Source organism: Pseudomonas sp. UW4 (assembly GCF_000316175.1).
Taxonomy (GTDB): domain Bacteria; phylum Pseudomonadota; class Gammaproteobacteria; order Pseudomonadales; family Pseudomonadaceae; genus Aquipseudomonas; species Aquipseudomonas laurylsulfatiphila.
Map to the genome: position 1 here is coordinate 2915845 of NC_019670.1, position 25996 is coordinate 2941840.

Annotated in this window: 24 protein-coding genes and 2 pseudogenes; 11 read left to right on the forward strand and 15 right to left on the reverse strand. The window is 58.5% G+C overall.

Annotated features, from left to right (window positions below; translation table 11 throughout):
• Positions 1-55: 55 nt before the first annotated feature.
• Both PPUTUW4_RS12735 and PPUTUW4_RS12740 read left to right on the forward strand, forming a co-directional pair.
• Positions 56-403, forward strand: a complete 348-nt coding sequence (locus tag PPUTUW4_RS12735) for a hypothetical protein (protein ID WP_015095012.1) — start codon at positions 56-58, stop codon at positions 401-403.
• 64 nt (positions 404-467) lie between these two features.
• A complete protein-coding gene (locus PPUTUW4_RS12740; protein WP_015095013.1) occupies positions 468-1619 on the forward strand; it encodes a PQQ-dependent sugar dehydrogenase in 1152 nt (383 codons plus the stop codon).
• 96 nt (positions 1620-1715) lie between these two features.
• Here the strand turns inward: PPUTUW4_RS12740 and PPUTUW4_RS12745 are convergent, their stop codons facing one another.
• Positions 1716-2816, reverse strand: a complete 1101-nt coding sequence (locus PPUTUW4_RS12745) for a GNAT family N-acetyltransferase/peptidase C39 family protein (RefSeq protein WP_015095014.1) — start codon at positions 2814-2816, stop codon at positions 1716-1718.
• Between the two features lie 93 nt (positions 2817-2909).
• Here PPUTUW4_RS12745 and PPUTUW4_RS12750 point away from each other — a divergent pair, with 93 nt between their 5' ends.
• The gene (locus tag PPUTUW4_RS12750; protein WP_015095015.1) at positions 2910-4496 is read left to right on the forward strand and encodes a RimK family protein; all 1587 of its coding nucleotides are present in this window, start codon (positions 2910-2912) and stop codon (positions 4494-4496) included.
• Positions 4497-4503: 7 nt separating this feature from the next.
• Complete coding sequence (locus tag PPUTUW4_RS12755) at positions 4504-5427, forward strand: magnesium transporter CorA family protein (protein WP_015095016.1); 924 nt, start codon at positions 4504-4506, stop codon at positions 5425-5427.
• 133 nt (positions 5428-5560) lie between these two features.
• Here PPUTUW4_RS12755 and PPUTUW4_RS12760 read toward each other — a convergent pair whose 3' ends face one another.
• A complete protein-coding gene (locus tag PPUTUW4_RS12760; RefSeq protein WP_015095017.1) occupies positions 5561-5896 on the reverse strand; it encodes a DUF2834 domain-containing protein in 336 nt (111 codons plus the stop codon).
• A 247-nt stretch (positions 5897-6143) separates the two neighbouring features.
• On the opposite strand from PPUTUW4_RS12760, the gene ilvA reads away from it, so the two are divergent.
• Positions 6144-7157 (forward strand): threonine ammonia-lyase, biosynthetic, encoded by a 1014-nt coding sequence (gene ilvA / locus PPUTUW4_RS12765; protein WP_015095018.1) that lies wholly within the window; start codon positions 6144-6146, stop codon positions 7155-7157.
• A gap of 31 nt (positions 7158-7188) precedes the next feature.
• Here the strand turns inward: ilvA and eco are convergent, their stop codons facing one another.
• Positions 7189-7671, reverse strand: coding sequence for a serine protease inhibitor ecotin (gene eco / locus PPUTUW4_RS12770; RefSeq protein WP_015095019.1), 483 nt, complete (start codon positions 7669-7671; stop codon positions 7189-7191).
• A 294-nt stretch (positions 7672-7965) separates the two neighbouring features.
• Here eco and PPUTUW4_RS12775 point away from each other — a divergent pair, with 294 nt between their 5' ends.
• Positions 7966-8232: a DUF1652 domain-containing protein gene (locus PPUTUW4_RS12775; RefSeq protein WP_015095020.1), complete on the forward strand. Its 267-nt coding sequence runs from the start codon at positions 7966-7968 to the stop codon at positions 8230-8232.
• Here the strand turns inward: PPUTUW4_RS12775 and PPUTUW4_RS12780 are convergent.
• From PPUTUW4_RS12780 to PPUTUW4_RS12820, 10 genes and pseudogenes are all read right to left on the reverse strand, one after another.
• Complete coding sequence (locus tag PPUTUW4_RS12780) at positions 8229-8624, reverse strand: hypothetical protein (protein ID WP_015095021.1); 396 nt, start codon at positions 8622-8624, stop codon at positions 8229-8231. The genes PPUTUW4_RS12775 and PPUTUW4_RS12780 overlap by 4 nt on opposite strands.
• A 91-nt stretch (positions 8625-8715) precedes the next feature.
• Positions 8716-8982 carry a DUF2790 domain-containing protein gene (locus PPUTUW4_RS12785; protein ID WP_015095022.1) on the reverse strand — a complete coding sequence of 89 codons (267 nt, stop codon included), beginning with the start codon at positions 8980-8982 and terminating at the stop codon, positions 8716-8718.
• A 289-nt stretch (positions 8983-9271) separates the two neighbouring features.
• Entirely contained in the window at positions 9272-10216 is a 945-nt protein-coding gene (locus tag PPUTUW4_RS12790; RefSeq protein ID WP_015095023.1) for a carbohydrate kinase, read from the reverse strand.
• A gap of 13 nt (positions 10217-10229) precedes the next feature.
• Positions 10230-10984 (reverse strand): annotated as a pseudogene (locus PPUTUW4_RS12795) (FGGY-family carbohydrate kinase); the annotation flags it as partial.
• Positions 10975-11457: a hypothetical protein gene (locus PPUTUW4_RS29210; RefSeq protein ID WP_015095024.1), complete on the reverse strand. Its 483-nt coding sequence runs from the start codon at positions 11455-11457 to the stop codon at positions 10975-10977. The gene PPUTUW4_RS29210 and the pseudogene PPUTUW4_RS12795, both read right to left, overlap by 10 nt.
• A 210-nt stretch (positions 11458-11667) precedes the next feature.
• A pseudogene (locus PPUTUW4_RS12800) lies at positions 11668-11949 on the reverse strand (AraC family transcriptional regulator); the annotation flags it as partial.
• A gap of 108 nt (positions 11950-12057) precedes the next feature.
• Positions 12058-12936, reverse strand: coding sequence for a hypothetical protein (locus tag PPUTUW4_RS12805; protein ID WP_015095025.1), 879 nt, complete (start codon positions 12934-12936; stop codon positions 12058-12060).
• 178 nt (positions 12937-13114) lie between these two features.
• On the reverse strand, positions 13115-13990 hold the full coding sequence (locus PPUTUW4_RS12810; protein ID WP_015095026.1) for a hypothetical protein: 876 nt from the start codon (positions 13988-13990) through the stop codon (positions 13115-13117).
• Between the two features lie 203 nt (positions 13991-14193).
• Positions 14194-15498 carry a glycosyltransferase gene (locus PPUTUW4_RS12815; RefSeq protein WP_015095027.1) on the reverse strand — a complete coding sequence of 435 codons (1305 nt, stop codon included), beginning with the start codon at positions 15496-15498 and terminating at the stop codon, positions 14194-14196.
• Positions 15499-15572: 74 nt separating this feature from the next.
• Positions 15573-15935 carry a response regulator gene (locus tag PPUTUW4_RS12820; protein WP_015095028.1) on the reverse strand — a complete coding sequence of 121 codons (363 nt, stop codon included), beginning with the start codon at positions 15933-15935 and terminating at the stop codon, positions 15573-15575.
• A 255-nt stretch (positions 15936-16190) separates the two neighbouring features.
• Here PPUTUW4_RS12820 and PPUTUW4_RS12825 point away from each other — a divergent pair, with 255 nt between their 5' ends.
• The 5 genes from PPUTUW4_RS12825 (at position 16191) to PPUTUW4_RS12845 (ending at position 22735) form a co-directional block, all read left to right on the forward strand.
• Complete coding sequence (locus PPUTUW4_RS12825; protein WP_015095029.1) at positions 16191-19682, forward strand: response regulator; 3492 nt, start codon at positions 16191-16193, stop codon at positions 19680-19682.
• A complete protein-coding gene (locus tag PPUTUW4_RS12830) occupies positions 19682-20515 on the forward strand; it encodes a protein-glutamate O-methyltransferase CheR (RefSeq protein ID WP_015095030.1) in 834 nt (277 codons plus the stop codon). Before PPUTUW4_RS12825 ends, PPUTUW4_RS12830 begins: the two co-directional genes overlap by 1 nt.
• Complete coding sequence (locus tag PPUTUW4_RS12835; RefSeq protein WP_015095031.1) at positions 20512-21105, forward strand: chemotaxis protein CheB; 594 nt, start codon at positions 20512-20514, stop codon at positions 21103-21105. Before PPUTUW4_RS12830 ends, PPUTUW4_RS12835 begins: the two co-directional genes overlap by 4 nt.
• Positions 21099-22280 carry a hybrid sensor histidine kinase/response regulator gene (locus PPUTUW4_RS12840; protein ID WP_015095032.1) on the forward strand — a complete coding sequence of 394 codons (1182 nt, stop codon included), beginning with the start codon at positions 21099-21101 and terminating at the stop codon, positions 22278-22280. Before PPUTUW4_RS12835 ends, PPUTUW4_RS12840 begins: the two co-directional genes overlap by 7 nt.
• A 77-nt stretch (positions 22281-22357) precedes the next feature.
• Positions 22358-22735, forward strand: a complete 378-nt coding sequence (locus tag PPUTUW4_RS12845; RefSeq protein ID WP_007970583.1) for a response regulator — start codon at positions 22358-22360, stop codon at positions 22733-22735.
• A gap of 4 nt (positions 22736-22739) precedes the next feature.
• On the opposite strand, the gene PPUTUW4_RS12850 is transcribed toward PPUTUW4_RS12845, so the two are convergent.
• Both PPUTUW4_RS12850 and PPUTUW4_RS12855 read right to left on the reverse strand, forming a co-directional pair.
• On the reverse strand, positions 22740-24410 hold the full coding sequence (locus PPUTUW4_RS12850) for a response regulator (RefSeq protein WP_015095033.1): 1671 nt from the start codon (positions 24408-24410) through the stop codon (positions 22740-22742).
• Entirely contained in the window at positions 24407-25909 is a 1503-nt protein-coding gene (locus tag PPUTUW4_RS12855) for an ATPase domain-containing protein (RefSeq protein WP_041474857.1), read from the reverse strand. Before PPUTUW4_RS12855 ends, PPUTUW4_RS12850 begins: the two co-directional genes overlap by 4 nt.
• Positions 25910-25996 lie beyond the last annotated feature (87 nt).

A 25996-nucleotide genomic window follows, 5' to 3' on the forward strand; every position in this document is an offset into this window, starting at 1 on the left:
CCGGGCGTAGCGTGATATCGAAGTTCTTATCCACGTGACGTAGCGAGGCACCGCCATGAACCGATACGTGTCTGGCGCCATTGCGCTGGCCCTGAGTGCTGTACTGGGCCCAATGGTCGAGGCCGATACCTCTGCTTCGCTGCGTATGGCCCAGAATCTGCCGGGCAACACCAACAATAATCCTTACAGCAGCCCGATCAACCGGGCCAACCCCAACAGCATGCAAGGCACCCGACCCAGTGCCCCGGCCATTCGCGGGCCCAGTACCGTGCCGGTCCCGCGCCCTCCGACACTGGACAACGGCGGCATCGGGAATCGCTATCCCGAGCGCAGCGCTCCCGCCAGCCCACCGACATTCATTCCCAATCCTGCGCCACGAGATGCTGGCACCGGCAACCGTTGAGCGGCCGGCATGACGTGTGCCCAGGTTTTTTTCAGATCTCATGATCATCAGAAAAGGAGTCTGCATGTTGCGTAAAAACTCATTGGCAATCCTCTGTACCAGCGTATTGATCACCGCCACTGTCCCTGTGCTTGCCGCGCCCACCCAGACGATGAAAAGCGAAGAGGGCACACTCGAGGTGACCCCTGTCGTGACGGGACTGGAGCACCCCTGGGCGCTGGCATTCCTGCCGGATGGTAAAAGCATGCTGGTCACCGAGCGGCCCGGCAACCTGCGGCTGGTCACCGCCGATGGCAAGCTGTCGGCACCGCTCAATGGCGTGCCAACGGTCTGGACCAAGGGGCAGGGGGGCTTGCTCGACGTTGCGTTGTCACCCGATTTCAGAAAGGACCGGATGGTCTACCTGTCCTATGCCGAAGGGGGGGGAGAGGACAATAAGGCCGGTACTGCGGTGGGGCGCGGCCGGCTCTCCGACGATCTGACGGCAATCAAGGACTTCCAGGTGATCCTGCGCCAGGAGCCCAAACTCTCGCAAGGCAACCATTTCGGTTCGCGGCTGGTGTTCGATCGAGACGGCTATCTGTTCGTGACGCTGGGGGAAAACAACGAGCGCCCGACCGCCCAGGACCTCGACAAGCTGCAAGGCAAGGTGGTGCGAATCTACCCGGACGGCACGGTGCCCAAGGACAACCCCTTTGTCGGTCAGGCCAACGTGCGCCCGGAAATCTGGTCCTACGGCCAGCGCAACCCGCAAGGTGCGGCGCTCAACCCGTGGAACGGCACGCTGTGGGAAAACGAACATGGCCCTCTGGGCGGCGATGAAATCAACATCATCGAGCGCGGCAGGAATTACGGCTGGCCGCTGGCGACCCATGGCATCAACTACTCCGGTAAACCGATTCCTGAAGCCAGGGGTGAAACCGTTGAAGGCACCGTTGCCCCGAACCATGTCTGGGAAAAGTCCCCGGGCCTTAGCGGCATGGCGTTCTACGATGCCGATCGATTCAAGGCCTGGCAACGCAATGTGTTCATCGGCGCGTTGGTCAGCCAGGAGCTGATCCGCCTGGAGTTCGATGGCGACAAGGTGGTTCACGAGGAGCGCTTGCTCGGGGCGTTGAGAAAGCGTATTCGCGACGTGCGGCAGGGGCCGGATGGGTATTTGTATGTGTTGACCGATGAAGAGGATGGTGCGTTGTATAAGGTCGGATTGAAGTGAAACTCACACGCCGCCTTCGCGAGCAAGCCCGCTCCCACAGGGGAATGCATTTCAAGTGTGGGATCGCGAAGGCTGTTGGAGCGACCACAAAAGCAGCTACTGCTTCTGTCCATACACAATTACAGCCGCCCTCAATTTGTCCCGGCCGAAGCTGCACATCTTCTCGAACTCCCCATGGCTGACCGGCAGGTGCTGGCAGTCCATGGCCTGGCGATGCTGGCTGTGGTCCACATCGGGATCGTGCAGATAGACAAATTCTTCATCGCAATCTGTCACTATCACCCAGTGCGGCGATTTGGAGCGGGTCAGGCGATAGCTGCTGATCAGCACCAATGGCTGCCCGCCATGCTCCAGCAGTTGCGCAAGATTCAGTGGCTCGCCGATCTCGCACAGGACGTCACTGGCAAGCAGCTGCGCGGTGAACTCTTCGTGCACCAGGCGCATTACGTCTTTTTTATGCTCATCGCGCACCCCGTCAAGGAACAACGGCCCGGCCTTGCTCAGTTGCAGGCGCACCCGAAATTCGCGGCGCCAGGCCGCCAATGCCAGGCCTTGCGGGCTGCAGCCACCGTGGCCGGAGGTCATGAACACGGTAGTTGCCTCGCGCCAGATTTGCAGTTCTTCACGCCGCTCCAGCAAACGCCTCGGCTGCAACGCGCCCATGGCCATGAGCAGGCAGGCCGGACCGCAGGTGAAATCGGTGGTCTGTGGGTAGTAGGGTACTTGGATGTTGCGTGATTCGCGGTGCTGGAGGATGCGCTTTTCCAGGCGCAACGCATCGGCGTGGTCCTGATAATAGTCGTGGATCAGGGCAAAGCGCCGGTAACCGTTACGTTCATACAGGGCAATCGCCGCCGGATTGTCGATACGCACCTCCAGACGCAGATAGGCGCAATCGTGTTCCAGGGCAATGGCTTCGGTGCGATCGAGCAGTTGCTTGCCCAGGCCATTGCCCCGCGCCTGAGCCGCGATGGCTATCGAATAGAGGCGCGCCAGCGACGTACCTCGATGGAAAAGCACCAGGGCGTAACCCAGCAGATGCTCGCCGCGCTGGGCCACGAGCAGTTGCCCGTTGGCGCGGCTGATCATCCATTGAAAGCTGCGACTGTTGAGCCGATCGGTGGTAAAGCATTGCTCTTCAAGTTGCAGCAGTTCGGGTAAGTCTTCTATTACCGCCAAACGAAAAACTGTATTCATACTGACCACCGTAAAAGTTACGTAACGAAACGGGACTTTCGAAAAAGTTCGTGCTTAATAGGAAAGGTCTTGTTCTCCAACGGATCAATCACTATGTCAGCGGTACAAGGTCATTGGCGCGAAGTATCCGAGCAAACTTTGCCGACAGCAATCACTTCGGCAACTTATTTAAATGATTCCAATAAAACTTCCAGCCAGTTGATTATCATCGTCGAACGCAAGGAAGACTGGGCCTCCTATTTTCCCAGCGAGGACATCGTCACCGCCCAGGAATATCTGGAGCAAACCCGCGACAATGAGCAGGGCAAGCGCGTGCAGGTCATCAACCTGTGTCGTAGTTACAAGTACCTGGGACACGGTTATTACTGCTCGCTGCTGGCTGAGGCCCGTGGGCACAAGGTCATTCCGTCGGTGCGAACCATCAGCGAACTGACCCGAAAATCCCTCTATGGCCTGGCTCTTGACGACCTGGATAAAACCCTGGAAAAAGCCCTCAGTCATCATGCTTACAGTGACACCGAAGGGTTTACCCTGACGCTGTATTTCGGCAAGACCAATATTGAACCCTTGCAGGATTTGGCCAGACAGTTATTTGAAGTGTTTGCCTGTCCGATCTTGTTAGTTGAATTTCGCCAAACTAACGGCTGGCATATCGAAGGCATCAAGTCGGGTGCGTTGCACAAGTTGCGGGAGGATCAGGAAGATCAGTTTGCCCACTCCCTCGACAGTTTCAGTCGCAAGATCTGGCGCCAGCCGCGCTCACGGCGGCTGGCCCGCTACGACCTGGCCATCCTCCACGATCCCGAGGAAGCCCTGCCACCGTCGAATGCCAGGGCGCTGGACAACTTCGTCCGGGTCGGCCGGACCCTGGGCATCGATGTCGATTTGATCGAGCGCAAGGACTATGCACGGATTGCCGAATACGACGGTTTGTTGATCCGCGAGACCACCAGCGTCGACAACCATACCTATCGCTTCGCCAAGAAAGCCGAGAGCGAAGGGCTGGTGGTGATGGACGACCCGACGTCGATCCTGCGCTGCACCAACAAGGTGTATCTGACCGATCTGCTCAAGAGTCATCAACTGGGCATGCCCGCCACTGAAATCCTCTACAAGGAGCGACCGGAAGACTTTGAGCGGGTTGGCGAACGACTGGGCTTTCCGCTGGTGTTGAAGATCCCCGACGGTTGTTTCTCCCGGGGCGTGATCAAGGTCGAGAGCCAGCAGGCGTTGCTCGAAGCCACCGCCGAACTGTTCGAACATTCGGTGCTGTTGCTGGCCCAGGAGTTCTTCTACACCGAGTACGACTGGCGCATTGGCGTGCTCAACCGCAAACCGATCTTTGCCTGCCAGTACTTCATGTCCAAGGGCCACTGGCAAATCTACAACCACAAGGCCAAGGGCCAGGACATCAACGGTGAATGCCGCACCCTGGCGGTTCACGAAGCGCCGCGCGCGGTGGTGGAACTGGCGGTGAAGACGGCCAACCTGATCGGCGACGGTCTCTACGGGGTCGACCTCAAACAATCCGGCGACAAAGTGGTGGTGATCGAGGTCAACGACAACCCGAACATGGACGCCGGCATCGAAGACGCCTACCTGCAGGACGATCTGTATTCACTGGTGCTGGAAGAGTTCGTTCGGCGTCTGGAGCTTAAACGTCGCGGCCAGGCCTGGTGAAGCAGCGATGATCAAGAGTTTTCAGTTGAGCGGTGGAATGCTGCAGGCCGTCGAGCGACTGGATGCCGAGGTGGTGCTGTTCAGTCACCCCGATGCGGCCGAGCGCGACCTGCTGCACAGTCATTTCAAACTCGACGAACACGCCTTGGCCTCGGCGCTGGACCCTGACGAGGTGTCGCGCATCGAGTTCCATCCCGACAACCTGTTCCTGATCTGGAAGCGTCCGGACAGTTACTCCGGCGCCGACAACCTGGGGTTCCAGGTGTCGTCCTGTGGCCTGCTGTTTTCTCCGGGGCGCTTGCTGGTGATCGCCACCGATGACGCACCGCTCAACGGGCTCGGCAAGCGCCAGGCGCTCGACACGCCACTGGATGTCCTGCTCGATCTGCTGTTCAACAACATCCACCACTATCTGGGGCACTTGAAGGTGATCAAGCTGATCGCCCGGGAATTGCAGCAGAAATTCAACGCCTCGATGCAGAATCAGCATCTGATCCAGATGTTCAACCTCAGCGAGAGCCTGATCTATTACATCAATGCGATTCACAGCAATGGCGCCGTGCTGAATAGACTGCGCAATCATGCGCAAAAGCAGGGCTTCAACGCCGAGGCCATCAGCCTGATCGATGACCTGATCATCGAAAACAACCAGTGTTACAAGCAGGCGGAAATCTATTCGACGGTGTTCTCCGGCCTCATCGACGCCCGGGGCAACCTGATGAACAACAGCATGAACAACCTGCTGCGCAAGCTGACGTTGATCAACGTGGTGTTTTTGCCATTGAACCTGATTGCGAGCATCGGAGGCATGTCCGAGTTCAGCATGATGACGGCGGGAACGCCGTGGTGGGTTTCCTACCCCTTGCTGCTGTCGACGATGATGATCGGGGCGGGGGCGATGGTGGTGGGGCTCAAGCGGTTGGCGAAATGATGGCGGTGAGTCAGGCAATGATGATGTCGAATCTGATGACCCCTTCGCGAGCAAGCCCGCTCCCACAGGGGACTCCAGTGGGCGCAAGACCCGTGTGGGAGCGGGCTTGCTCGCGAAAGCAATTTCAAGGTTTCTACAACTGTCGAGTCGCGGCAGGCAATTTCTTGCGATCCTGAACCCCGCGTACCACCAGATACAACAATGGCCCAACCGACACAAACACAGCGGTGATCAATAGATAGGGCAACACCGAAAGCGTCGACAGCCCGCGCTTTCGCGCATCCCGGTACATCCAGATACCCGCCAGCGTCGCCAGCAAATAAAGATCGATCACCACCTGGGCGGTATCTGGACGTGACATCAAGCTGATGCCGAAGTCGATCAGCGATTGTTCGGCCTGGAGCATCACCGAAAGGGTATAGCCGGCAAAGGCGATCAGGGCGATAAGGGGCAGGGCAATGGAATTCATCTGTTCCTTCCTTGGGCAATGACTGGAATCGGCAGCCTAGAGGGATCTGCACAAATTTGCCATTGACTTGCCATCAACGCCCGGCTAATTTCGAGCCATGACTTCCACCGTATTGCGCTGCCAGCCAAGCATTATTACCGCCATTCCTCATTTGGCGGGCTAGCTCACGACTGCAGCACCCAACCCGCCCTCGAGGCGGGTTTTTACTTTCTGTCTCCCGGGCCCCGATCAATGTCAGGAGACGACCATGAGTTTTACAACCGACCAGCAAGCCTTGCTTGAACGCTACGTCAAAAAAATCCTTGCCGCGCCGGTGTATGAACTGGCGGTGCGCACGCCTTTGCAAGCGGCACCGGCCTTGTCCGAGGCACTGGGCAACCAGGTCCTGCTCAAGCGCGAAGACTTGCAACCGACCTTTTCCTTCAAGATCCGCGGCGCCTACAACAAGCTGGTGCAACTGAGCGATACGCAAAAGGCTCGCGGCGTGGTCACGGCTTCTGCCGGTAATCATGCGCAGGGTGTGGCGCTGGCTGCGCGGGAGTTGGGAATCAGCGCCACTATCGTAATGCCTTGCACGACGCCGCAATTGAAGGTGATCGGAGTTCGTAGCCGGGGCGCCGATGCGGTATTGCATGGCGAAAGTTTTCCGTTTGCGCTGACCTATGCACTGGAGCTGGCCGCGGAAAGCGGGCGCACCTTTGTTTCGCCCTTTGATGATCCGGATGTGATCGCGGGCCAAGGCACGGTGGCCATGGAAATCCTGCGTCAGCATCAAGGGCCGCTGGACGCGATTTTCGTGCCGGTGGGTGGCGGGGGGCTGATCGCAGGCATCGCCGCTTACATCAAATACTTGCGGCCGCAGGTGCGCATCGTTGGCGTCGAGTCGGAGCATTCCGCGTGCCTGCAAGCCGCGTTGCTGGCCGGTGAGCGAGTCATCCTGCCCAAGGTCGGCACCTTTGCCGATGGGGTGGCGGTGGCGCAGATCGGCGCTTACGGTTTTGAGGTTTGCCGGTTTTGCGTTGATGAGGTGGTGACGGTCAGCAATGATGAGCTTTGCGCCGCCATCAAGAATATCTACGACGATACCCGCTCGATCACCGAACCTTCCGGTGCGCTGGCCGTGGCCGGAATCAAACAGTACGTGGCACGCAGCGGGGGACGCGGCCAGACGCTGGTCGCCATCGACTCCGGTGCCAACATCAATTTTGACAGCCTGGGGCATGTGGCCGAGCGCGCCGCGTTGAGCAGCGCGCCGGCATGACTCTGGTGCAGGCCGATAACAGATGCCCGGGTTATTCCTGAATGGCCTTCTCGACCTTGTTCGACGCCGACCAGATTCGGTAGCGCACTTCGATGTCCTTGGGCACGTACAGCACGAGCGGCAGCTTGCTGTTGTAACGCAGCAGGAAGCCGTCACCGACCACTGGCACAAAACCCTGTTTGCTCGTGCCGTCCGGGCAGGCCATCAGCGTGCTCATCGGGCCAATGACTTTTTCCAGGCGATAGAAGGGGTAGCCCCAACCCTCGAGGTTTTTCTCTTCGAGAATGCCGCCCAGACGAGGGCGGTTGCAATCTACGGTCATGGTTTTGCCGGCCAGGATCTCGACCTGGAAGTCGTCTTCCCGGGGCTGTGGCGCCAGGTGAATCACCTGGCGGGTAAACCCGCTCTCGGCTTTCGGATAGGGCGCGGTGTCTTCGAGTTTGGCAGCGTGCGCCACGCTGGCAAGCCCCAGTGCGAACAGCGCAGCGCCAGCGTTAACGGCCAAAGAATTCATGATGCCTCCTTGCTTGAAGTGAAGGGCGGCATTTTCACTGTCGTGTGGCACGAATGCAAACCCGCGGCGCCAAACGTGCAAACTGCAGGGGGCGCCAGGGGCGTACATTGCAAACTGCACGGCAGGTTTTACAGGTGACTGACCTAAACCCTTGAATTGCCGATGAGCTGCACTCCGAAATCCGGGGTATGTTTTATGCTGTAGCTGTCCTTGAAGCTTGCCGGGCTTTTATATGAGAGAGCATACGAGCGAGCGTTGATGTTGATTGGCAGTCTCACAAAGGAGAGGGTCGCCATGTTTCTTTCTGCCTTGGAACTTCGCCGTATTATCGAAACCAGCTTTTTACCCAAGCGTTGCGAGTGCACGTTGTCACCGGATCTGTTGATGACCGTGAAGGTTTATGCCGACGGGCAAACCGATCATCTCGATCTAAATGTCACCGGCATCGATGCCTCCGGACTCAATGGTTGTCGGGAAATAAACGAGTTGATTACCCAACTGCGTTCCGGACAGCATCACGTAGAAGTCGAGCCACACTCCATACTGGGCAAAGCGCTTTAACCTGCAGTTTCGAGTTCCACCGACACGTGCCGGGTCTGGAAGAATGCCAGGCCCAGCGCCAGTTCAAGCCCGACAGCCAGCAACATGCCCGGCCCGACATGGCCGGCGAGCCATTCGGCAAAACCCAGCACGGCCAATCCCCAGCAGCCGACGACGAAGCCGAGGCTCAGCGCATTGCGGGTTGCGCAAGGGGATGCGTTGCGAACCAGGTAAGAGAGCACGCTAAACGCTGCGAACAGCACGGCGGTGCGGCGCGCGACCAATCCTGCCACGAATGAAAATTCGATACCCCAGAGCGACAGTAGCCATTGAGGTGCCAAACCCCAGACCAGGCTCAATAAAAGGCATAAGGCGGCGGTAAACATCGACAAGGTGCGAAACGAAAACTGCATGGCCAATCCTTGCGGGCAGTGAGGGGGGCGCTAGAGCATAGCGCCGCAGCCCTCAAAGGAATACTGCCAGGTATCAAATCAGACGTTTCGGTCAGCCTTGGTTCTCGCAGGCGTCGGAAAGTTTACGGTAGGTGATTTCTGCGGGTTTTCCCGTGTCATCGATGTACTTCATGTCGGCCTTCACCACTTTGCACTCCAGGGTGTCTGGCTCGGTCAGTGAAATCACTTTGCTGACATGCAATGGCATGCCGTAGTGATAGGGCACGGCCTGAGAGGTAGCGGTGTCATTGGCCTGGGCCAGGCCAGTAAACGCGGTGTAGGCGAGGGCGACGGTAACCAGCAGGATGTGAGTGTTCATCAGCGATCTCCAGTGCGTACGGGAAGTCAGTTCGATGTGTGGCCTGTCGAACCTGCCGCACCGGGCGTCAGAACAGTCTGAGGGCGTGCGGTCCAGTGAAGTGTTGGACCGCACGGTTAAACGAGGGTTAACCCGGCTGAACGCCGCCTGTCGCGAGGGCGCGATCCTGTGTATCAGTTAAGACCATCGCGAGCAGGCTCGCTCCCACATTGCCCAAGCGTCGACACAAATGTCATGAGCGACCCCGAACCCTGTGGGAGCGAGCCTGCTCGCGAAGTGGCCCTCGAATTCAGCGCAGATCCAGCTGCTCCCGATAAGGCAGATCCGGCCCGGTCTTGCTGCACGTCAACGCCGCCGCCTGCACCGCAAACTTCAGCATGCCGTCAATCTGCTCGCGGCCAAGTTGCTTCACACCCTCCACGGAATCCAGTTGCTGCTCGGTCAACCAGGCAATCAACGCCGCTTGAAAGGTATCGCCCGCGCCTACGGTGTCGGCGATTTTTACCGCGCAGGCTGGAGTCGACCACGAGCCGTGAACCCGGCTGAACACGGTCGCGCCTTCGCCGCCCCGGGTCAGGAACACCAGCTGGCAGCGATGCTGCATCCAGCCCTCGATCACTTGCGCCGGGTCCTGGCCTGGGTACAACAGATGCAGGTCCTCGTCGCTGACCTTGATCAGGTCGGCCAATTGCACCAGCGTCGCGATCCGTTTACGCCACAATTCAATGTCCGGTTCCGGGTTCAGGCGCACGTTCGGGTCGAGGCTGATCAGGCGTTTGCCACTTTCCCGGCGCACCAATGCCAACAGGGTGTCGGCAATCGGCTGCACCACCAGGGAAAACGATCCGATATGCAGGCCGCGCACTTCAGGCCCGAGTGCCGGCAGGTGCTCCGGTTTCAACTGTCGATCGGCGCAACCTTCGCCACGGAAGCTGTATTGCGGCGAGCCATTGGCGCCTACGGCGACCATCGCCAGGGTGGTCGGCGCGGCGAAATCCAGCAGGAAGTCCTGGCGCACACCTTCATCCTGCAGCACCTGCAACAGGCGTCGGCCCAGGTAGTCGGTGGACAACCCGGCCAACAGCGCCGAATCCACGCCCAACCGGCGCAATCCCACTGCCACGTTGAACGGCGAGCCACCGGCGATGGCTTTGAAATTCACTTTGGACGCCAGACCGCCGGCGTCGTCTTCACTGAAAAAATCGAACAGCGCTTCGCCACACACCAGGTACATAGTTGTTCACTCTTCAAAGGGTTGCGACTTGCTGTCGATAGCGTTCATAAGCCTGCTGACTGGCTTGTACATTGTCGGAGACCGGCAGGGTTTCACCGGCCGGGTCGAGTTTTACGCAACGCTCGCACAAGTCCGCCAGGCTGAGTCCGTTTCCGTTTGTCCAGGATACGCACCAGGCCGCCTGGATTGCCGCACCCAGGGCCGCGGCCTCGCTTTGTTTCGTGCAGATCACGGGGGTATTCATGATGTCGGCGACGATCTGCCGCCACACCGCGCTTTTCGAACCGCCACCGATCAGCCGAATGCTGCGGCTTTGTAAGCCATTGTGGCGTAGCAGGTCCAGTCCGTAACGCAAACCGAACGTCGTGCCTTCGACGACCGCGCGGCACAGATTGGCCCGGGTCAGGTTGCTCATGGTCAGGCCCGACAGGCTGCCGCTGGCATGGGGCAGGGCGGGTACCCGCTCGCCGTTGAAGAACGGCAGCATGCTCACGCCTTCGGCACCAATGGGGGCTTTGGCAACCAGTGCGTTGAACTGATCGATGTCGAGGTCCAGCAGGTCGCGAATCAGGCCGGTGGCGTTGGTCAGGTTCATGGTGCAGATCAATGGCAGCCAGCCGCCACTGGAAGAACAGAACGTGGTGACTGCGGCCTCCGGGGCGACATTCGGCTGATCGGCAAGGGCCACACCGTGCCTGACGAGCCGAGGCTCATGGTGATTGCACCGGGCCGGATATTGCCGGTGCCGATGGCCCCCATCATGTTGTTGGCAGCACTTTGGCTGATACTATTTTGCACTGATGGAGAAATGCTGAAATGCGAGTCCATACTTTGCGTCGCCGCACGGGCGCTTGTACCTGGATTGACTCAATCGACATGGTTTGTCCGGTGGCCAATTTAAACTGCACGAAGAATTTTCCATCCGCATCGGCTTTTGCACCTGTAATCAGGTACGAGCTGTGCTGACGAAAAGGCAGCCCCTGGATCTCGTGGACACCAGCGGGATGCTCAGCAATCAATGTTTCGCCGGGAAGAAGACCGCGGAGGCGGATCAGCACCCGGACGTCAATCGACGGCGCAAGTTGCTGCCCAAAATCCCGACGGGCGCGGGTTGAAAACCAGCAGTTCTCTTTGATGATGTCATCCTGTTTTATTTCACCTTCGCCCGTCCACTGTTGGGTGTCTCCCGGTTTGTCGAAGCGTGCGTATTCGTCGATGTTTTTTGGGGTGGCAAGGCGCATGGACCGAGGTCTCGATGTGGATGACTGGGTTGCTGCAAGCATGGATAACCCATCACGGCCAAACCACTGTCAAAACTACCAGTTGCGACCAGCGGCTATCCCTGGTTTTGCTCGGTCAGCCGCTGCACCACCAATCGCCGGTAATGCGAAGGCGTCATGCCCTTGAGCTGCTGGAAGCGCCGGTTGAAGTTGGAAATGTTGTTGAAGCCCGTCGCGCTTGGGCACCACTTCGTCCTCGGCCACCTGGCTGATCCAGTTATGGGGCAGGTTGGGGCCGGTCAGGAACAGGGTTTGCGGATAGAAGTTGCCGATATAGTCGCCAATGAATACCTTGCCGGAACTGGCGACGATCAGGTGCAGCTCGTATTCCTTGTGGAAATGCCAGCGCACCAACAGGCAGGGGAAACCATGCTGGCGGTAAATGATGGACAAGCCGTTGTGGTCGTCCATCAATTCGTAGGAAGGATCGGTGACTCTGGCATTACGGGGCATGTCGATACACTTTTCTTGTTATCGTGTCCTGATCATGCCTCTTGTGCGGGGGCTAATGCCAGTTGTCGACGTTGCGAAACCTGACAGGAGCCTTCTCGGCTTTCGGTACTATCCGGGATTTCTGGCTTTTCTGGCATTTATCAAGCTCGCGCTACGGCAGTAGGCAACCAGTTGCGACTCCTCCATGAAATCGACATTGATAATGTTGCACCTTTCGCTTCGGTCGTGGGTGGTGGGGTCAAACCAGTTATCCAGTTCATCGTGGATATCGACGGGGCCTCCAGCTTTTGAGTAGCTAGTGGCGGACAGTGACCACAAGCTGGTACGGGGAGGTGGCGACCTCAACACGTTCGTGATGTGCTGCTCCAGTTCCTTGACACTTGTGTCGCCAATCCCGCTCCATTTGTGTTCGATTTTCTCGCAGAACCAGGCGGGATTTAACTCCGGATGTTGTTGGGCCGCTACCAGAACTCGCTGCTTGCCGCTGATTTTCTTTAGCTCGCCAAGTGGCAGGCCTCTATTGCCGGTAGGGATTATTCTCTCGCCAAGATAACGGAGCATCATCTCGTTGAAGAGTGCATAGTCGAACGATTGTTGCCCGTCCTTGAGTTGATGGAAATCCAGAATCACAAACTCGTCAGGGTTATCGCGCAAAAACAGATTCACTGCAGCAAATAAAGCTAACAGGTTACGAGATGAGCGATAGCCATTGTGCTGGAATCGGAATTTTTCAAACTCTGTGGCCGGGCCGTCAAAGTCCAGTCGTAAATCGAGTGCGCGTGAACCGTTGTTGAGTTGAGCTGCGAACGAATCGTGCTGGCAGGCCAGCCAGTGCGCGCCGGGGATCAGTGGATAGCTCGCTTGCCGGTCGCACCCTGCATTGTGTGTGCCGGGTAGCGTAAGTTCACCAAGCGAGAGGTTATCGATTGCCGGTGTAGCGCTCATCCAGTTATTGAGTGCGTAATCGTCTCGGGTCGTATTGTTCATTAATGCGTCCTTGCATTGATTGATGAATAACAAGTTGCGCCAAAGTAGTGTTGATTGAAGGCGATCAAGTATTTTGTCGTGGGACGCGCGCGGTCAATCATCAACTTCATACGGGATGTTGGGTAGCGGCAGGCCAGCGAGCGCGAGTTGTGCGCACTTTGCTGTTTTCTCGCCTCGATCATGTTTTGTGCAGTGAGGGGCCGTAAACGGCCTTCATGCTGCTGGCACTCCAGCAGTAACGGACAATTTCAGATGTGTCGAAAAAGTCGGTATTGATGATGCTGCAACGCGTCACCCAGTCTGCGGTGGTATTGAACCAGTCGTTGATCTCTTCTTTGATATTCCTTGGCCCGCCAAATAGCGTGTAGGCAGTTGCCGACAATGACCAAAAAAATGTGTCGTAAGACGCATTTTTCAGGGTTCTCGCAATATAGGTCCGCAGATCGCCGGAACTGGTAAATGAACTGTCGCGCCATTTGTGGGGGATACGCGGCCAGAAATAGTTATCGTCCAGACCAGGCCTGAATGGCGCCGCCATGACAACTCGCCGACTTGTACTGGAGTGCTTGAGTTCGCCCACGGTGGCATGCCTGTTGGCGGGAAGTATGACCCGCATCCCGAGTCGCCGCACCAGTTGGTCGTTGAGCTTTTTATAATCGAAAGGCTTGCTGCCATCCCTGAGTTCATGAAAGTCCAGTACGAGGAATTCATCCGGGTTGTCATCAAGAAACGACAGCACTGCCTCGATTAATTCGTCCAGTACCCGACCCGAGCGATGGCCACTGTGCTGAAAGTAAAAAACCGCTTGCGGATCTTCCGCGTATTCGAGGCGAATATCCAAGGCCCGTGCGCCATTGGCCAGTTGCCAGGCAAATGAATCGCTCTGGCAAGTGGTCCAGTTACCGGTCACATCATCAAAATCAGGTGCTTTTTTGTCCATCCCGGCGTTATGGGTGCAGGGCCAGACAATATCGGTGAGTCTTAATCTGTCTACGTCGAGGATGTTGCTCATCCAGTTCTGTTTGTAGATAAATTCCGTTTTTTTGACTGTCATTGTTTCTCCTTTGTCTGAATGCACTGGCAACCTGAAGGCTTCAAGTTCAAGGCAGCCCGAAACTATCCGGAGTGACAAAGGGAGTGGTGTTACTTATCTACAGCGTCGCGGTGCCTTGAATAGGTTAGCCACCCTGAAATGCAAAACGCCGACGGAATTCAGTGAGTATTCTGTCGGCGTTTTGATGGGGATATGGGCGAGCGCTACAAGGTGTGTGCTTGATTGCGATTTTTTTCCTCGATCCATTGCGCCATGTACTGGGTACTTTTGTGTTGATGATGGCGCAACATGCTGCCTGTAAAGTTATCGCGCCTGATCTGTGGCAAATGCCTCTGGCATTCGATCAGCCTTTCGATCAACGCAGGGCCATGGGTGGACTGCGGGTAGCGGCTGCTCAATAGGTGACGGGCCTGGGCCTGGGCGACAAGCCACTGCGCCTTGTCCTGATAAAGCCGCACGGCGCTGTCGGCGAACTCGCGCGCCGTACGGGTTATGGCACCGGGCCAGGGCTCTTGATCGTGCATGGCTTCGGCGCCCACTGGCGTGGTGACATTGGGTGTTCCACAGAGCATCGCATCGACGATCTTGCCTTTGATGCCGGCGCCGAAACGCAGCGGTGCCAGGCACACCCGAGTCTTCGACATCACCTGCAAGGCATCTTCTGCCCAGTTAAGCACATGAAAGCCCTGTGCCGCGTTGTGCAGGGCAGTGGCCTTGGGCGGGGTGTACGCGCCATAGATGTGCAACTGCGCATCAGGCAGTTGCGCGCGAATCAGCGGCCAGATCGCGGTTTTCAGCCAGAGCACGGCATCCCAGTTGGGCGCATGGCGAAAGTTGCCGATGTGCAGGAAATGCGCGCGATCTTCGTACTCTACTGGCGCGCCGCCCGGAAGATCGACCATCAACGGGCACCAGTGCAGCAAGTTGCGCGGAATTCTGAACTGCTCGACCAACAATTCGATTTCCACTTCGGAAACCATCAGCGTCAAATCACAACGATAAAACGAGGCGATCTCGCGCTTGGCCAGATCGGTGTTGGCCATGTGTTCAAACTCTTCACGCGACGCCGGGGCAAACAGACCGCTGAAGTCATTGTTGTCCTCACTGGCCTTCAAGCGCTCCTTGAGGCGTTGATGCCGACCATGCCTGAGGCTTTGCAAGTCGCAACTTTCCAGCACGCGCAACGCATCGGGACAATACTTTTCGACCCGCCAACCGAACTGTTCCTCCATCATGAATTGATCGAACAACACGATGTCCGGCGCCAGTTCACTGATGAAGGTGTCGAAACTGCTGTTGTTCAGCTCGATGGGGACTTCACGAATACCCAGCGCCGTCAGGTCTGCGCGCTGTTCGCCGAAACCTGCCGGGCTGCTGAAGGTGATGTCCCAGCCTTGCTCCAGGAAGACCTCGAGAATCTGCATGACATGCCCGCTGGCCGCCGAAGAACGGGGCTCGGGCCAGACGTAACCAATGACCAGGACTTTGGTTGCGCGGGGCTCAATCATGTACGGAATTTCCTTGAAGCGAAGACAGGGCAGGGACAAAAAAGGCGCGCATTAAACCACAGTGGATCGCCAGGTCACTCGAGAATGCCTTTGACTTTGTCGCGCAACTGATCAATGGAGAAGGGTTTGCCGATCACGTGCATGTCGGCGGGCACGTCGATGCTTTCGGCATAACCGCTGGCAAACAGAATGGGCAGGGCAGGACGCAAGACACGTGCTTCTTTGGCCAGTTCGCGGCCATCCATGATCGGCAGGCCGACATCCGTCATCATCAGGTCAATGCGTTGCTTGGAGTCCCTGAGCGTCTCCAGCGCGTGTACGCTGCCGTCGGCCTCCAGCACCTTGAACTCCAGCTCCTCGAGTACGTCGACAATCAGCATGCGCACGATGGCATCGTCTTCGACGACGAGGATGGTGTAGGCGTTGGCGGATGACATAGTGGACTTCCTGAAAAGATTGGCATTGCCGGTCGCTGGAAATCACCGGCCTCTTGCATCAGTAAGTGGCAGATCCGGACAAGTTCCCGAGGTGGCGCAAAAAAGCATGCAACGCAGATCAGCAAGGATAACCCGCCGTTTAGGTGGGCGCAGCGCAATGTAGGCCTATGTGTGAAAACATGTCAGAAAAATGGATCCATGTGCCAGTTTTGGGGCAAACTCCTTGCATTCTGACAGTTCGACAAGGCCTGCCCCATGACCTCTGCGTCCTCGGTTGATGAGCAACGATTTCGTAAACTCCTGAGCCGCAATATCAGCCTGCCGTTGGGGCTGGGCCTTATCAGCGCGGTGTTCTTCGTTTCGCTGATCACCTATCTGCTGTCGACGATCCAGTGGGTGGAACACACCGACCGGGTGATCAATAACGCCAATGAGGCGGTCAAGCTGACCGTGGACCTGGAGACCGGGATGCGCGGTTTCCTGCTCAGTGGCGACGAGCACTTCCTCGACCCTTACGAAACCGCCAAGCCGCGGATTGCCGTGGCCCTCAACACCTTGCTCGAACTGACCGCCGACAACCCGGTGCAGACTGACCGCTTGCTGCGGTTGCAGGCATTGCAACAGGAGTGGGCCAGCTATGCGCAATCGTTGATCGATTTGCAGCGCAGCAGCGGTGATTATCGCTCGGTGGTGAAGGCCGGGCGGGGCAAACGCCTGACTGATGAAATTCGCAAGCAGTTCGAGGAGGTGATCGACTCCGAACAACAGTTGCGCACCACGCGCAATGATGAGGTGCGGCGCACCACGGTCTGGAGTATCAGCCTCTATCTGTTGTTCATTGCCGGCGTCAGTGGTTTGCTGGCGTATGTCGGGCGCCGCGATTTGCTCAGCCTTTCTCAAAGCTACAGTGTCAATCTCGCATCCCAACAAGCCAGTGCCCAGCGCCTGGAGCAACAGGCCTGGCTGCGCAACGGTCAGACCGAGCTCGCCGAGCAGGTGCTGGGGCAGTTGAGCCTGAACCTGCTGGGCCGCAACATCCTGCAGTTTTGCGCGCAGTACCTCGGTACCGCCGTGGCGGCGCTCTATGTTCGGGAAGACCACGGCGGTCTCAGACGCATTGCCAGCTACGGTTTTTCCCGCGAACAGGAAGAGCGCGAGCAGCAGATTTACAGCGATGAAGGCATTGTCGGCCAGGTGGCGCAGCAGGCGCGGCTGATTCGCCTGGACGAGGTGCCGGGGGATTATTTCAAGGTCACCTCCGGCCTCGGTGACGGATTGCCGCGCAGTGTGCTGGTGGTGCCGACCAGCGACGACGACCGGGTCAATGGCGTGATCGAGTTGGGTTTCCTGCGTCCGCTGAATGACCGCGATGTCGCGTTGCTGGAGTTGATTGCCAGCAACATCGGCACGTCCATCGAGTCCGCACGCTATCGCCAGCGCTTGCAGGAAGTGTTGGCCGAAACCCAGCAGCTCAATGAAAAGTTGCAGGTACAGCAGGAAGAGCTCAAGACCGCCAACGAAGAGCTCGAAGAACAGTCGCGGGTGCTCAAGGAGTCCCAGGCGCACCTGGAAACCCAGCAGGTGGAGCTGGAGCAGACCAACGAACAACTCGCCGAGCAGGCACAAGTGCTGGCCGAGCAACGCGACGCCATGGACCTGAAGAACTCCGAACTCAATCAGGCGCAGATCCAGCTCGAAGAGCGCGCGCTGGAATTGCAGCGTTCGAGCAAGTACAAGTCCGAATTCCTCGCCAACATGTCCCACGAACTGCGCACGCCGCTCAACAGCTCGTTGATCCTGGCCAAGCTGCTGGCGGAAAACCCGGAAGAAAACCTCACGGCCGAGCAAGTGAAGTTCGCCGAGTCGATCTACTCCGCTGGCAATGACTTGCTCAACCTGATCAACGACATTCTGGACATCTCCAAAGTCGAGGCCGGCAAGCTGGAAATCCGTCCGGAGAACACCAGCGTGGCACGCCTGGTCGATGGCCTGCGCGACCTGTTCCAGCCATTGGCCACGGCCAAGCAGCTGGATTTCCACGTGGATTTGCTCGACGACGCGCCGCAGATGCTGTTCACCGACCGCCAGCGCCTGGAGCAAGTGCTCAAGAACCTGTTGTCCAACGCCGTGAAGTTCACTGAAAGCGGCAGCGTCAGCCTGTCTGTCGCCGCGGCGCCGAATGACGGCATCGCGTTCAGCATCCGCGATTCCGGGATCGGCATCGAGGCGGATCAGCACGACAGCATTTTCGAAGCCTTCCGTCAGGCCGATGGCACCACCAATCGGCGCTACGGCGGCACCGGGCTGGGCTTGTCGATCTCCCGCGATCTGGCCGCGCTGCTCGGCGGTTCCATCAGCGTGACCAGCAAACCGGGGCAGGGCAGTGTGTTTACCCTGGTCATGCCGCAGCAGTACGTGGAACCGGGCGAGGAGCCTGTCGAACCGATGCGGGCCGTTGCGGTGGCGGCCGCGCCGAATGCAGTGCCGCCCACGCTGTCGCCATTGGTGGCCGAAGTCGACATTGCGCGTTTCGACGACGATCGCCACAAGGGGCCGTTCACCAGTCGCTGCATTCTGGTGGTGGAGGACGAGTCGAACTTTGCGCACATCCTCTACGATCTTGCCCATGAGCTGGGTTATCAGTGCCTGGTGGCCCATGGCGCCGACGAAGGCTACGACCTGGCCAAGGCGTTCATCCCCGACGCGATCCTGCTGGACATGCGGCTTCCGGATCATTCCGGCCTGACCGTGCTGCAACGCCTGAAGGAGCACGCCGAAACCCGGCACATCCCGGTGCATGTGATTTCGGTCGAGGACCGGGTCGAAGCGGCGATGCACATGGGCGCCATTGGCTATGCGGTCAAACCCACCACCCGCGAGGAACTCAAGGACGTATTTGCGCGCCTGGAGGCCAAGCTGACCCAGAAGGTCAAACGTGTACTGCTGGTCGAGGACGACGACCTGCAGCGCGACAGCATTGCCCGCCTGATCGGCGACGATGACATAGAGATCACCGCCGTTGGCCTGGCGCAGGAGGCACTGGACCTGCTGCGCGCGTCGGTCTTCGATTGCATGATCATCGACCTCAAGCTGCCTGACATGCTCGGCAACGACCTGCTCAAGCGCATGTCCACCGAAGACATCTGCTCCTTTCCGCCCGTCATCGTCTATACCGGGCGCAACCTGACCCGCGATGAAGAGGCTGAACTGCGCAAGTATTCGCGTTCGATCATCATCAAGGGCGCGCGTTCGCCGGAGCGGCTTTTGGACGAGGTGACACTTTTTCTGCACAAAGTCGAATCGCGGTTGTCCCATGACCGGCAGAAGATGCTCAAGGTCGCCCGCAGTCGCGACCGGGTCTTCGAAGGGCGCAAGGTGCTGCTGGTGGATGATGATGTGCGCAACATTTTCGCCCTCACCAGCGCGCTGGAGCAAAAGGGCGCAGTCGTGGTCATTGGTCGCAATGGCCGGGAAGCGATTGAACGACTCAATGAAGTGGAGGACATCGATCTGGTGTTGATGGACGTGATGATGCCGGAAATGGATGGCTTTGAAGCCACTGTTGAAATCCGCAAGGTCCCGCGTTGGCGCAAATTGCCGATCATCGCGGTGACGGCCAAGGCCATGAAGGACGATCAGGAGCGCTGCCTGCAAGCCGGCGCCAACGATTACCTGGCCAAACCCATCGACCTGGACCGCCTGTTTTCGCTGATCCGCGTGTGGTTGCCGAAGATGGAACGCATCTAGTGGAGCGCCATTTTTCAGGGGAGCGCAGCAGCGAAATCGAATTGCGCCTGTTGATCGAGGCGATTTACCTCAAGTACAGCTACGATTTTCGCGATTACTCCGGCGCGTCGATCAAGCGTCGGGTCAATCATGCGTTGAGTCAGTTCGAGTGCCAGACCATCTCGGCGCTGCAGGAAAAGGTCCTGCACGATCCGGCCGCTTTCATGCAATTGCTGCAATTGCTGACCATTCCGGTCAGCGAGATGTTTCGTGACCCCTCGCACTTCCTGGCCATCCGCAAGGAAGTGGTGCCGCTGCTGCGAACCTACCCGTCGATCAAGATCTGGATCGCCGGATGCAGCACCGGGGAAGAGGTGTATTCGATGGCCATTCTGTTGCGCGAAGAGGGCTTGCTCGACCGTACCATCATCTACGCGACCGACATCAATCCGAACTCTCTGGAAAAAGCCAAGCAAGGGATTTTCTCGATGGAGAACGTCCGCGCCTACACTGCCAATTACCAGCAGGCCGGTGGCCAGTGTTCGTTTGCCGACTACTATACGGCGGCCTATGGGTACGCGATTTTCGACAAGACACTGCGCGAAAACGTGACCTTCGCCGATCACAGCCTGGCGACGGACAGTGTGTTCTCCGAAACTCAATTAATTTCATGTCGTAACGTATTGATTTATTTTAATAAAAAGCTTCAGGATCGTGCGTTCGGACTGTTTCATGAGTCCCTCTGCCATCGCGGTTTCCTGGTATTGGGCAGCAAGGAAACCCCGGATTTCTCGTCTTTTGGCGATGAGTTCGAGCCGCTGGTCAAACAAGAACGGATCTATCGAAAAAAATGAACAGTGCAACGAGCCTGCCAGCTATCGAAGCGATCGTGATCGGTGCCTCCGCCGGTGGCGTTGAGGCGCTGTTGAACATCCTCGGACCGCTGCGCGAAGGATTTGTGTTGCCGATCATTGTCGTGCTGCACCTGCCGGACGAACGCCGCAGCCAGCTGGCGGATGTGTTTGCCCGCCGGGTGGCCATGCCGGTGCTGGAGGCGTGCGACAAGACTGCGGTCGAGGCCGGCACGCTGTATTTCGCAGCGCCCGGTTATCACCTGTCGGTGGAGCGGGACCGTAGCTTTTCCCTGAGCCTGGAGCCTCGAGTGCATCATTCGCGTCCCGCCATCGATTACCTGTTCGAGTCGGCTGCCGATGCCTACGGCGCCGGGCTGGCTGCAGTCCTGCTCACAGGCGCCAACCGCGATGGCGCGCACGGGCTGGCCCAGGTCAAACAGCGCGGTGGCATCACCATCGTGCAAGACCCGCAAGAGGCTCAGGTCGCCACCATGCCCCAGGCTGCGCTGGATATGCACCGGCCAGACCACATACTTTCTGTACGCGGCATCGGCCGTCTGCTTGTCGAGATGGAACGAATCGCATGCTGAGTAATATCCAGGCCAAACTGCTGATCGTGGACGATCTGCCGGAAAATCTGCTGGCGCTTGAAGCGCTGATCAGGCGTGAGGACCGGATTGTGTACAAGGCGCTGTCCGCCGACGAAGCCTTGTCACTGCTGTTGCAACACGAATTCGCCATGGCCATCCTCGATGTGCAGATGCCTGGCATGAATGGCTTCGAGCTGGCGGAGTTGATGCGCGGTACCGAAAAAACCAAGAACATCCCGATCGTTTTTGTCAGCGCCGCCGGGCGTGAAATGAACTACGCGTTCAAGGGCTATGAAAGCGGCGCCGTGGACTTCCTGCACAAACCACTGGACATCCACGCGGTCAAGAGCAAGGTCAATGTGTTCGTCGACCTGTATCGCCAGAGCAAGGCGATGAAGGAACAAGTGCTGGCCCTTGAGCAAAGTCGCCGCGAACAGGAAGCCCTGCTCGAGCAACTGCAGAACACCCAGCTGGAACTGGAGCAGGCGGTGCGCATGCGCGATGACTTCATGTCCATCGTCGCCCACGAAGTGCGCACGCCGCTCAACGGCCTGATCCTTGAAACCCAGCTGCGCAAGATGCACTTGGCCCGGGACAACGCCGCCGCCTTCACCCTGGACAAGATGCACGCCATGGTCGACCGCGACGAGCGCCAGATCAAAAGCCTCATTCGCCTGATCGAGGATATGCTCGATGTCTCGCGCATTCGCACCGGCAAGCTGTCGATCCGACCGACACGGTTCGATCTTTCGACGCTGGTTCGCGATTTGCTGCACAACTTTTCCCGGCAGATCGACGCCGCCGAGACGTCGGTCACCCTCGATGCCGAGCAACCGGTGATCGGAAACTGGGATGAATTTCGGATTGAGCAGGTCATATCCAACCTGTTGACCAATGCCTTGCGCTACGGGGCCAAGAGCCCGGTCTCGGTGAAGGTATACAGTGAAGGAGGCCAGGCGCTGGTAGACGTGCGCGACCAGGGGATCGGGATCAGCGAAGAAAACCAGGCGCGCATATTCCAGCAGTTCGAGCGCGTATCGGCCAGGCAGGCCGTCGCCGGATTGGGCCTGGGATTGTTTATTTCAGAACAGATCGTGACCGCCCATGGCGGTACAATTACCGTCCAGAGCCGGATTGGCGAGGGCGCCTTGTTTCGCGTTTGTCTGCCGCTGTAGGAAAACAGCCAGATAAACGCAACCTCTGATCGACCCCACGGTCGTATCAGCAGCAATTGACCGAACAAAGGCTTCCCATGAGCGAAGATGCACAAGACGTAGTACTCGTTGTCGAGGACGATCCCTCGATTCTGATGGTGCTGTCCGCTTACCTGTCGGGCGAGGGTTATCGCGTATTGCAGGCCGAAAACGGCGAACAGGCTTTTGAAATCCTGGCGAGCAAACCCCACCTGGACATGATGATCACCGACTTCCGCCTGCCCGGTGGAATCTCCGGCGTGCAGATCGCCGAACCCGCCGTGAAGCTGCGACCGGAACTCAAGGTGATCTTCATCAGCGGCTATGCCCAGGAAATCCGTGAGACCGACAGCCCGATCACGCGCAAGGCGCCGATCCTGGACAAACCATTCGATCTGGATAAGTTGCAGGAACTGATGCAGGACATGCTTTCGTAAGCATTCAGGCGCTGATCATCTCCCGGACCTTCGCCGTCAACAGATCGAAGGTGAACGGCTTGGTGATCATCTGCATGCCCGGATCGAGGAACCCGCCGCGCACGGCGGCGTGCTCGGCGTAGCCGGTGATGAACAGCACCCTGAGATCGGGCCGTAGCTGCCGGCCGATTTCCGCCAGTTGCCGGCCATTCATGCCGGGCAGGCCGACATCGCTGATCAGCAGGTCGATGCGCTGCGCCGATTCGAGTATCGGCACCGCACTATCGCCATCACAGGCTTCGACGAAGGCATAACCCAGATCGCTCAACACCGTGCTGACCAGCACCCGCACCGCCGGATCGTCCTCGACGATCAATACGGTCTCGCCATTGTTGGTGAAGGGCGAGCGTTCGACATTGGCCGGATGCTCCTGAGGCAGGTCACCCCCAAAGCGTGGCAGAAACAGACTCACCGTGGTGCCTTCGCCCACGACGCTGTGGATGACGACATGACCGCCTGACTGCTTGCTGAAGCCATAGATCATGGATAAACCCAGCCCGGTGCCCTGGCCGATGGGCTTGGTGGTGAAGAACGGGTCAAAGGCGCGGTTGACGATGCTTTGCGCCATGCCGCAACCGGTGTCGGTCACGCTGAGCACGACGTAATCACCCGCATCGAGATTGCTCTGGGACTGAGCAAAGTCCTCGTCGAGGTGCCGGTTCGAGGTCGAGACCACCAGCCTGCCGCCATTGGGCATGGCATCGCGGGCGTTGATCACCAGGTTGAGCAGGGCGCTTTCCAGTTGATTGGGGTCGGCTTCGGCTACCCAGAGTTGCTGGTCCAGTTGCATGTCCAGGCGAATGCTTTCGTTGATGCTGCGTTGCAGCAGTTCATCCATGGAGATCACCAGGGCATTCATCTCAACGGGTTTGGAATCCAGAGACTGGCGGCGGGAAAAGGCCAGCAGGCGGTGAGTCAGGGCCGCCGCGCGGTTGGCCGAAGTCACCCCCAGGTCGATCAGGCTGTCCAGATCTTCGGTACGGCCTCGGGCCAGGCGTCGACGCAACAATTCCAGGCTGCCGATGATGCCGGTCAGCATGTTGTTGAAGTCATGGGCGATGCCGCCGGTGAGCTGGCCGACGGCTTCCATTTTCTGCGACTGGCGCAGCGCCTCTTCGTTGTGACGCAACTGCGCAGTGCGCTCTTCCACCTGCTGCTCAAGGGTTTCGAGGGTGTTTTGCAGGCGCAATTCACTCTGGCTCAGGTCGATCAGCCGATCCCTGGCCTCGTACTGTCGTCGCCGTCCGCGCAAGGCGGTGGTGACCAGACTGATCAGTGTGATCGGGTGAAAGGGCCGTTCGAGGAAGGTGACATTGCCCAATTGCGGACCGAAACGTGATGCCGGATTCTGTTGCGGGCCGCCATGGTGGGTCATCAACACGATCGGCAGGTCCGACCACGCGGGCTGTTGTTCAATCAGCCGGATCAACGGTTCGAGATCACTGCCCAGCAGTGCTTCGCTGGAAATCAGTAGCAGGCCGGCACCGAGTTCCAACTCGGCGCACAGTCCGGGCAGGTCCTGGCTGATTACCCCGTGAAACCCGGCTTCGTTGAGCATCATCAAGGCAATCTGGCTGTCACGCCCTCGCGGCGCAAGGATGATGGTGCGCTCGGGTGTCGCCAGCACTGCAGTCACCGGATATCTTCCGCAAGCAAGGGGTTGCTGGCCCCGAGATAGGTGGGCACTCCACGCAGTACACCCTGGAAGGCCTCCAGCGGTTCACCGATGGTCATGCCCTGGGCGCTGATGCGGTATTCACGGATGGTCGATTCATGGCTGCCGGTGCGTTTCTTGATGATCGAAATGGCCCGGCGTACCTTGCCCAGGGCTTCGAAGTAACGCAGCAGGATCACCGTATCGGCCAGGTAAGTGATGTCGACCGGGGTCTGCATGTCGCCGACCAGGCCATGCTGGGCAACCGTCATGAAGGTCGCGGCGCCTTGTCGATTGAGGTACAGCAACAGCTCGTGCATGTGCAGTACCAGGGCGTTCTCTTCCGGCATTGCCGCCTGATAGCCATTGATGCTGTCGATCACCACGGTCTTGATATTACCTTCGTCGACACAGCGCCGGACCCGGTGGGAGAACTCTCCGGGAGACAGCTCGGCGGCGTCCACCTGTTCGACCAGCAAATTGCCGCTGTCTTGCAGGGCCTGCAAATCGATGCCGATGTTCTTCATGCGCTCGAACAGCAACCCCAGCTCTTCATCGAAGATGAACAGCGCGGCCTTTTCACCCCGGGCCACCGCCGCGGTGGCGAACACCATGGAGATCAGCGATTTGCCGGTCCCGGCCGGACCGAGAATCAAGGTGCTGGACCCGGTTTCGATACCGCCGCCCAGCAGCGCATCCATTTCCCGGATGCCACTGCTCAATTGCTGGCGCAGGTATTGACCGCGATGTTCGGCGGCCACCAGACGCGGAAATACATGCACGCCGTCGCCGGTGATGGTGAAGTCGTGAAAGCCGCCCCGGTATTTCTGGCCGCGGTACTTCACCACGCGCACGCGCCGTCGCTCGGCACCGTAGTTGGGCGTCAACTCTTCCAGGCGAATCACGCCGTGGGCGACGCTGTGCACGGTCTTGTCCAGGGACTCGGTGGTCAGGTCGTCGAGCAGCAAGACCGTGGCGTCATAACGCACGAAATAATGTTTGATGGCCAGAATCTGCCGACGATAACGCAGCGAGCTTTGTGCCAGCAGGCGAATTTCGGAAAGACTGTCCAGGACGACGCGGGTCGGTTTGACCCGTTCGACCACTTCGAAAATCTGGCGGGTGGCCTCGCCCAGTTCAAGGTCGGAGGAGTAAAGCAACGTCTGCTGCTGTTCGGCATTGAGCAGGTTTTCCGGAGGCGTCAGCTCGAAGATGTGGACGTTGTCGTCCATCTCCCAACCATGGGACAAGGCGCCTTGGCGCAGCTCGCGTTCGGTTTCAGACAGCGTGATGTACAAGGAACGCTCGCCGGCTTGCGCGCCAGCCAACAGGAAGTGCAGCGCCACCGTGGTCTTGCCGGTTCCCGGCTCGCCTTCGAGTAAAAACACATGACCGCGGGACAATCCTCCATCGAGGATATCGTCCAGGCCCTCGATACCGGTGGCGGCTTTGGTACGGTTCAATTCGTTGGTTAGAGACAAATAAGATTCCTCTTGTGGCCAGGAACAATGAGGCAGCCACTTCGAAGAGCCGCAACGGGCTGCCTTTTCACTTGACCCCTGGCCCGG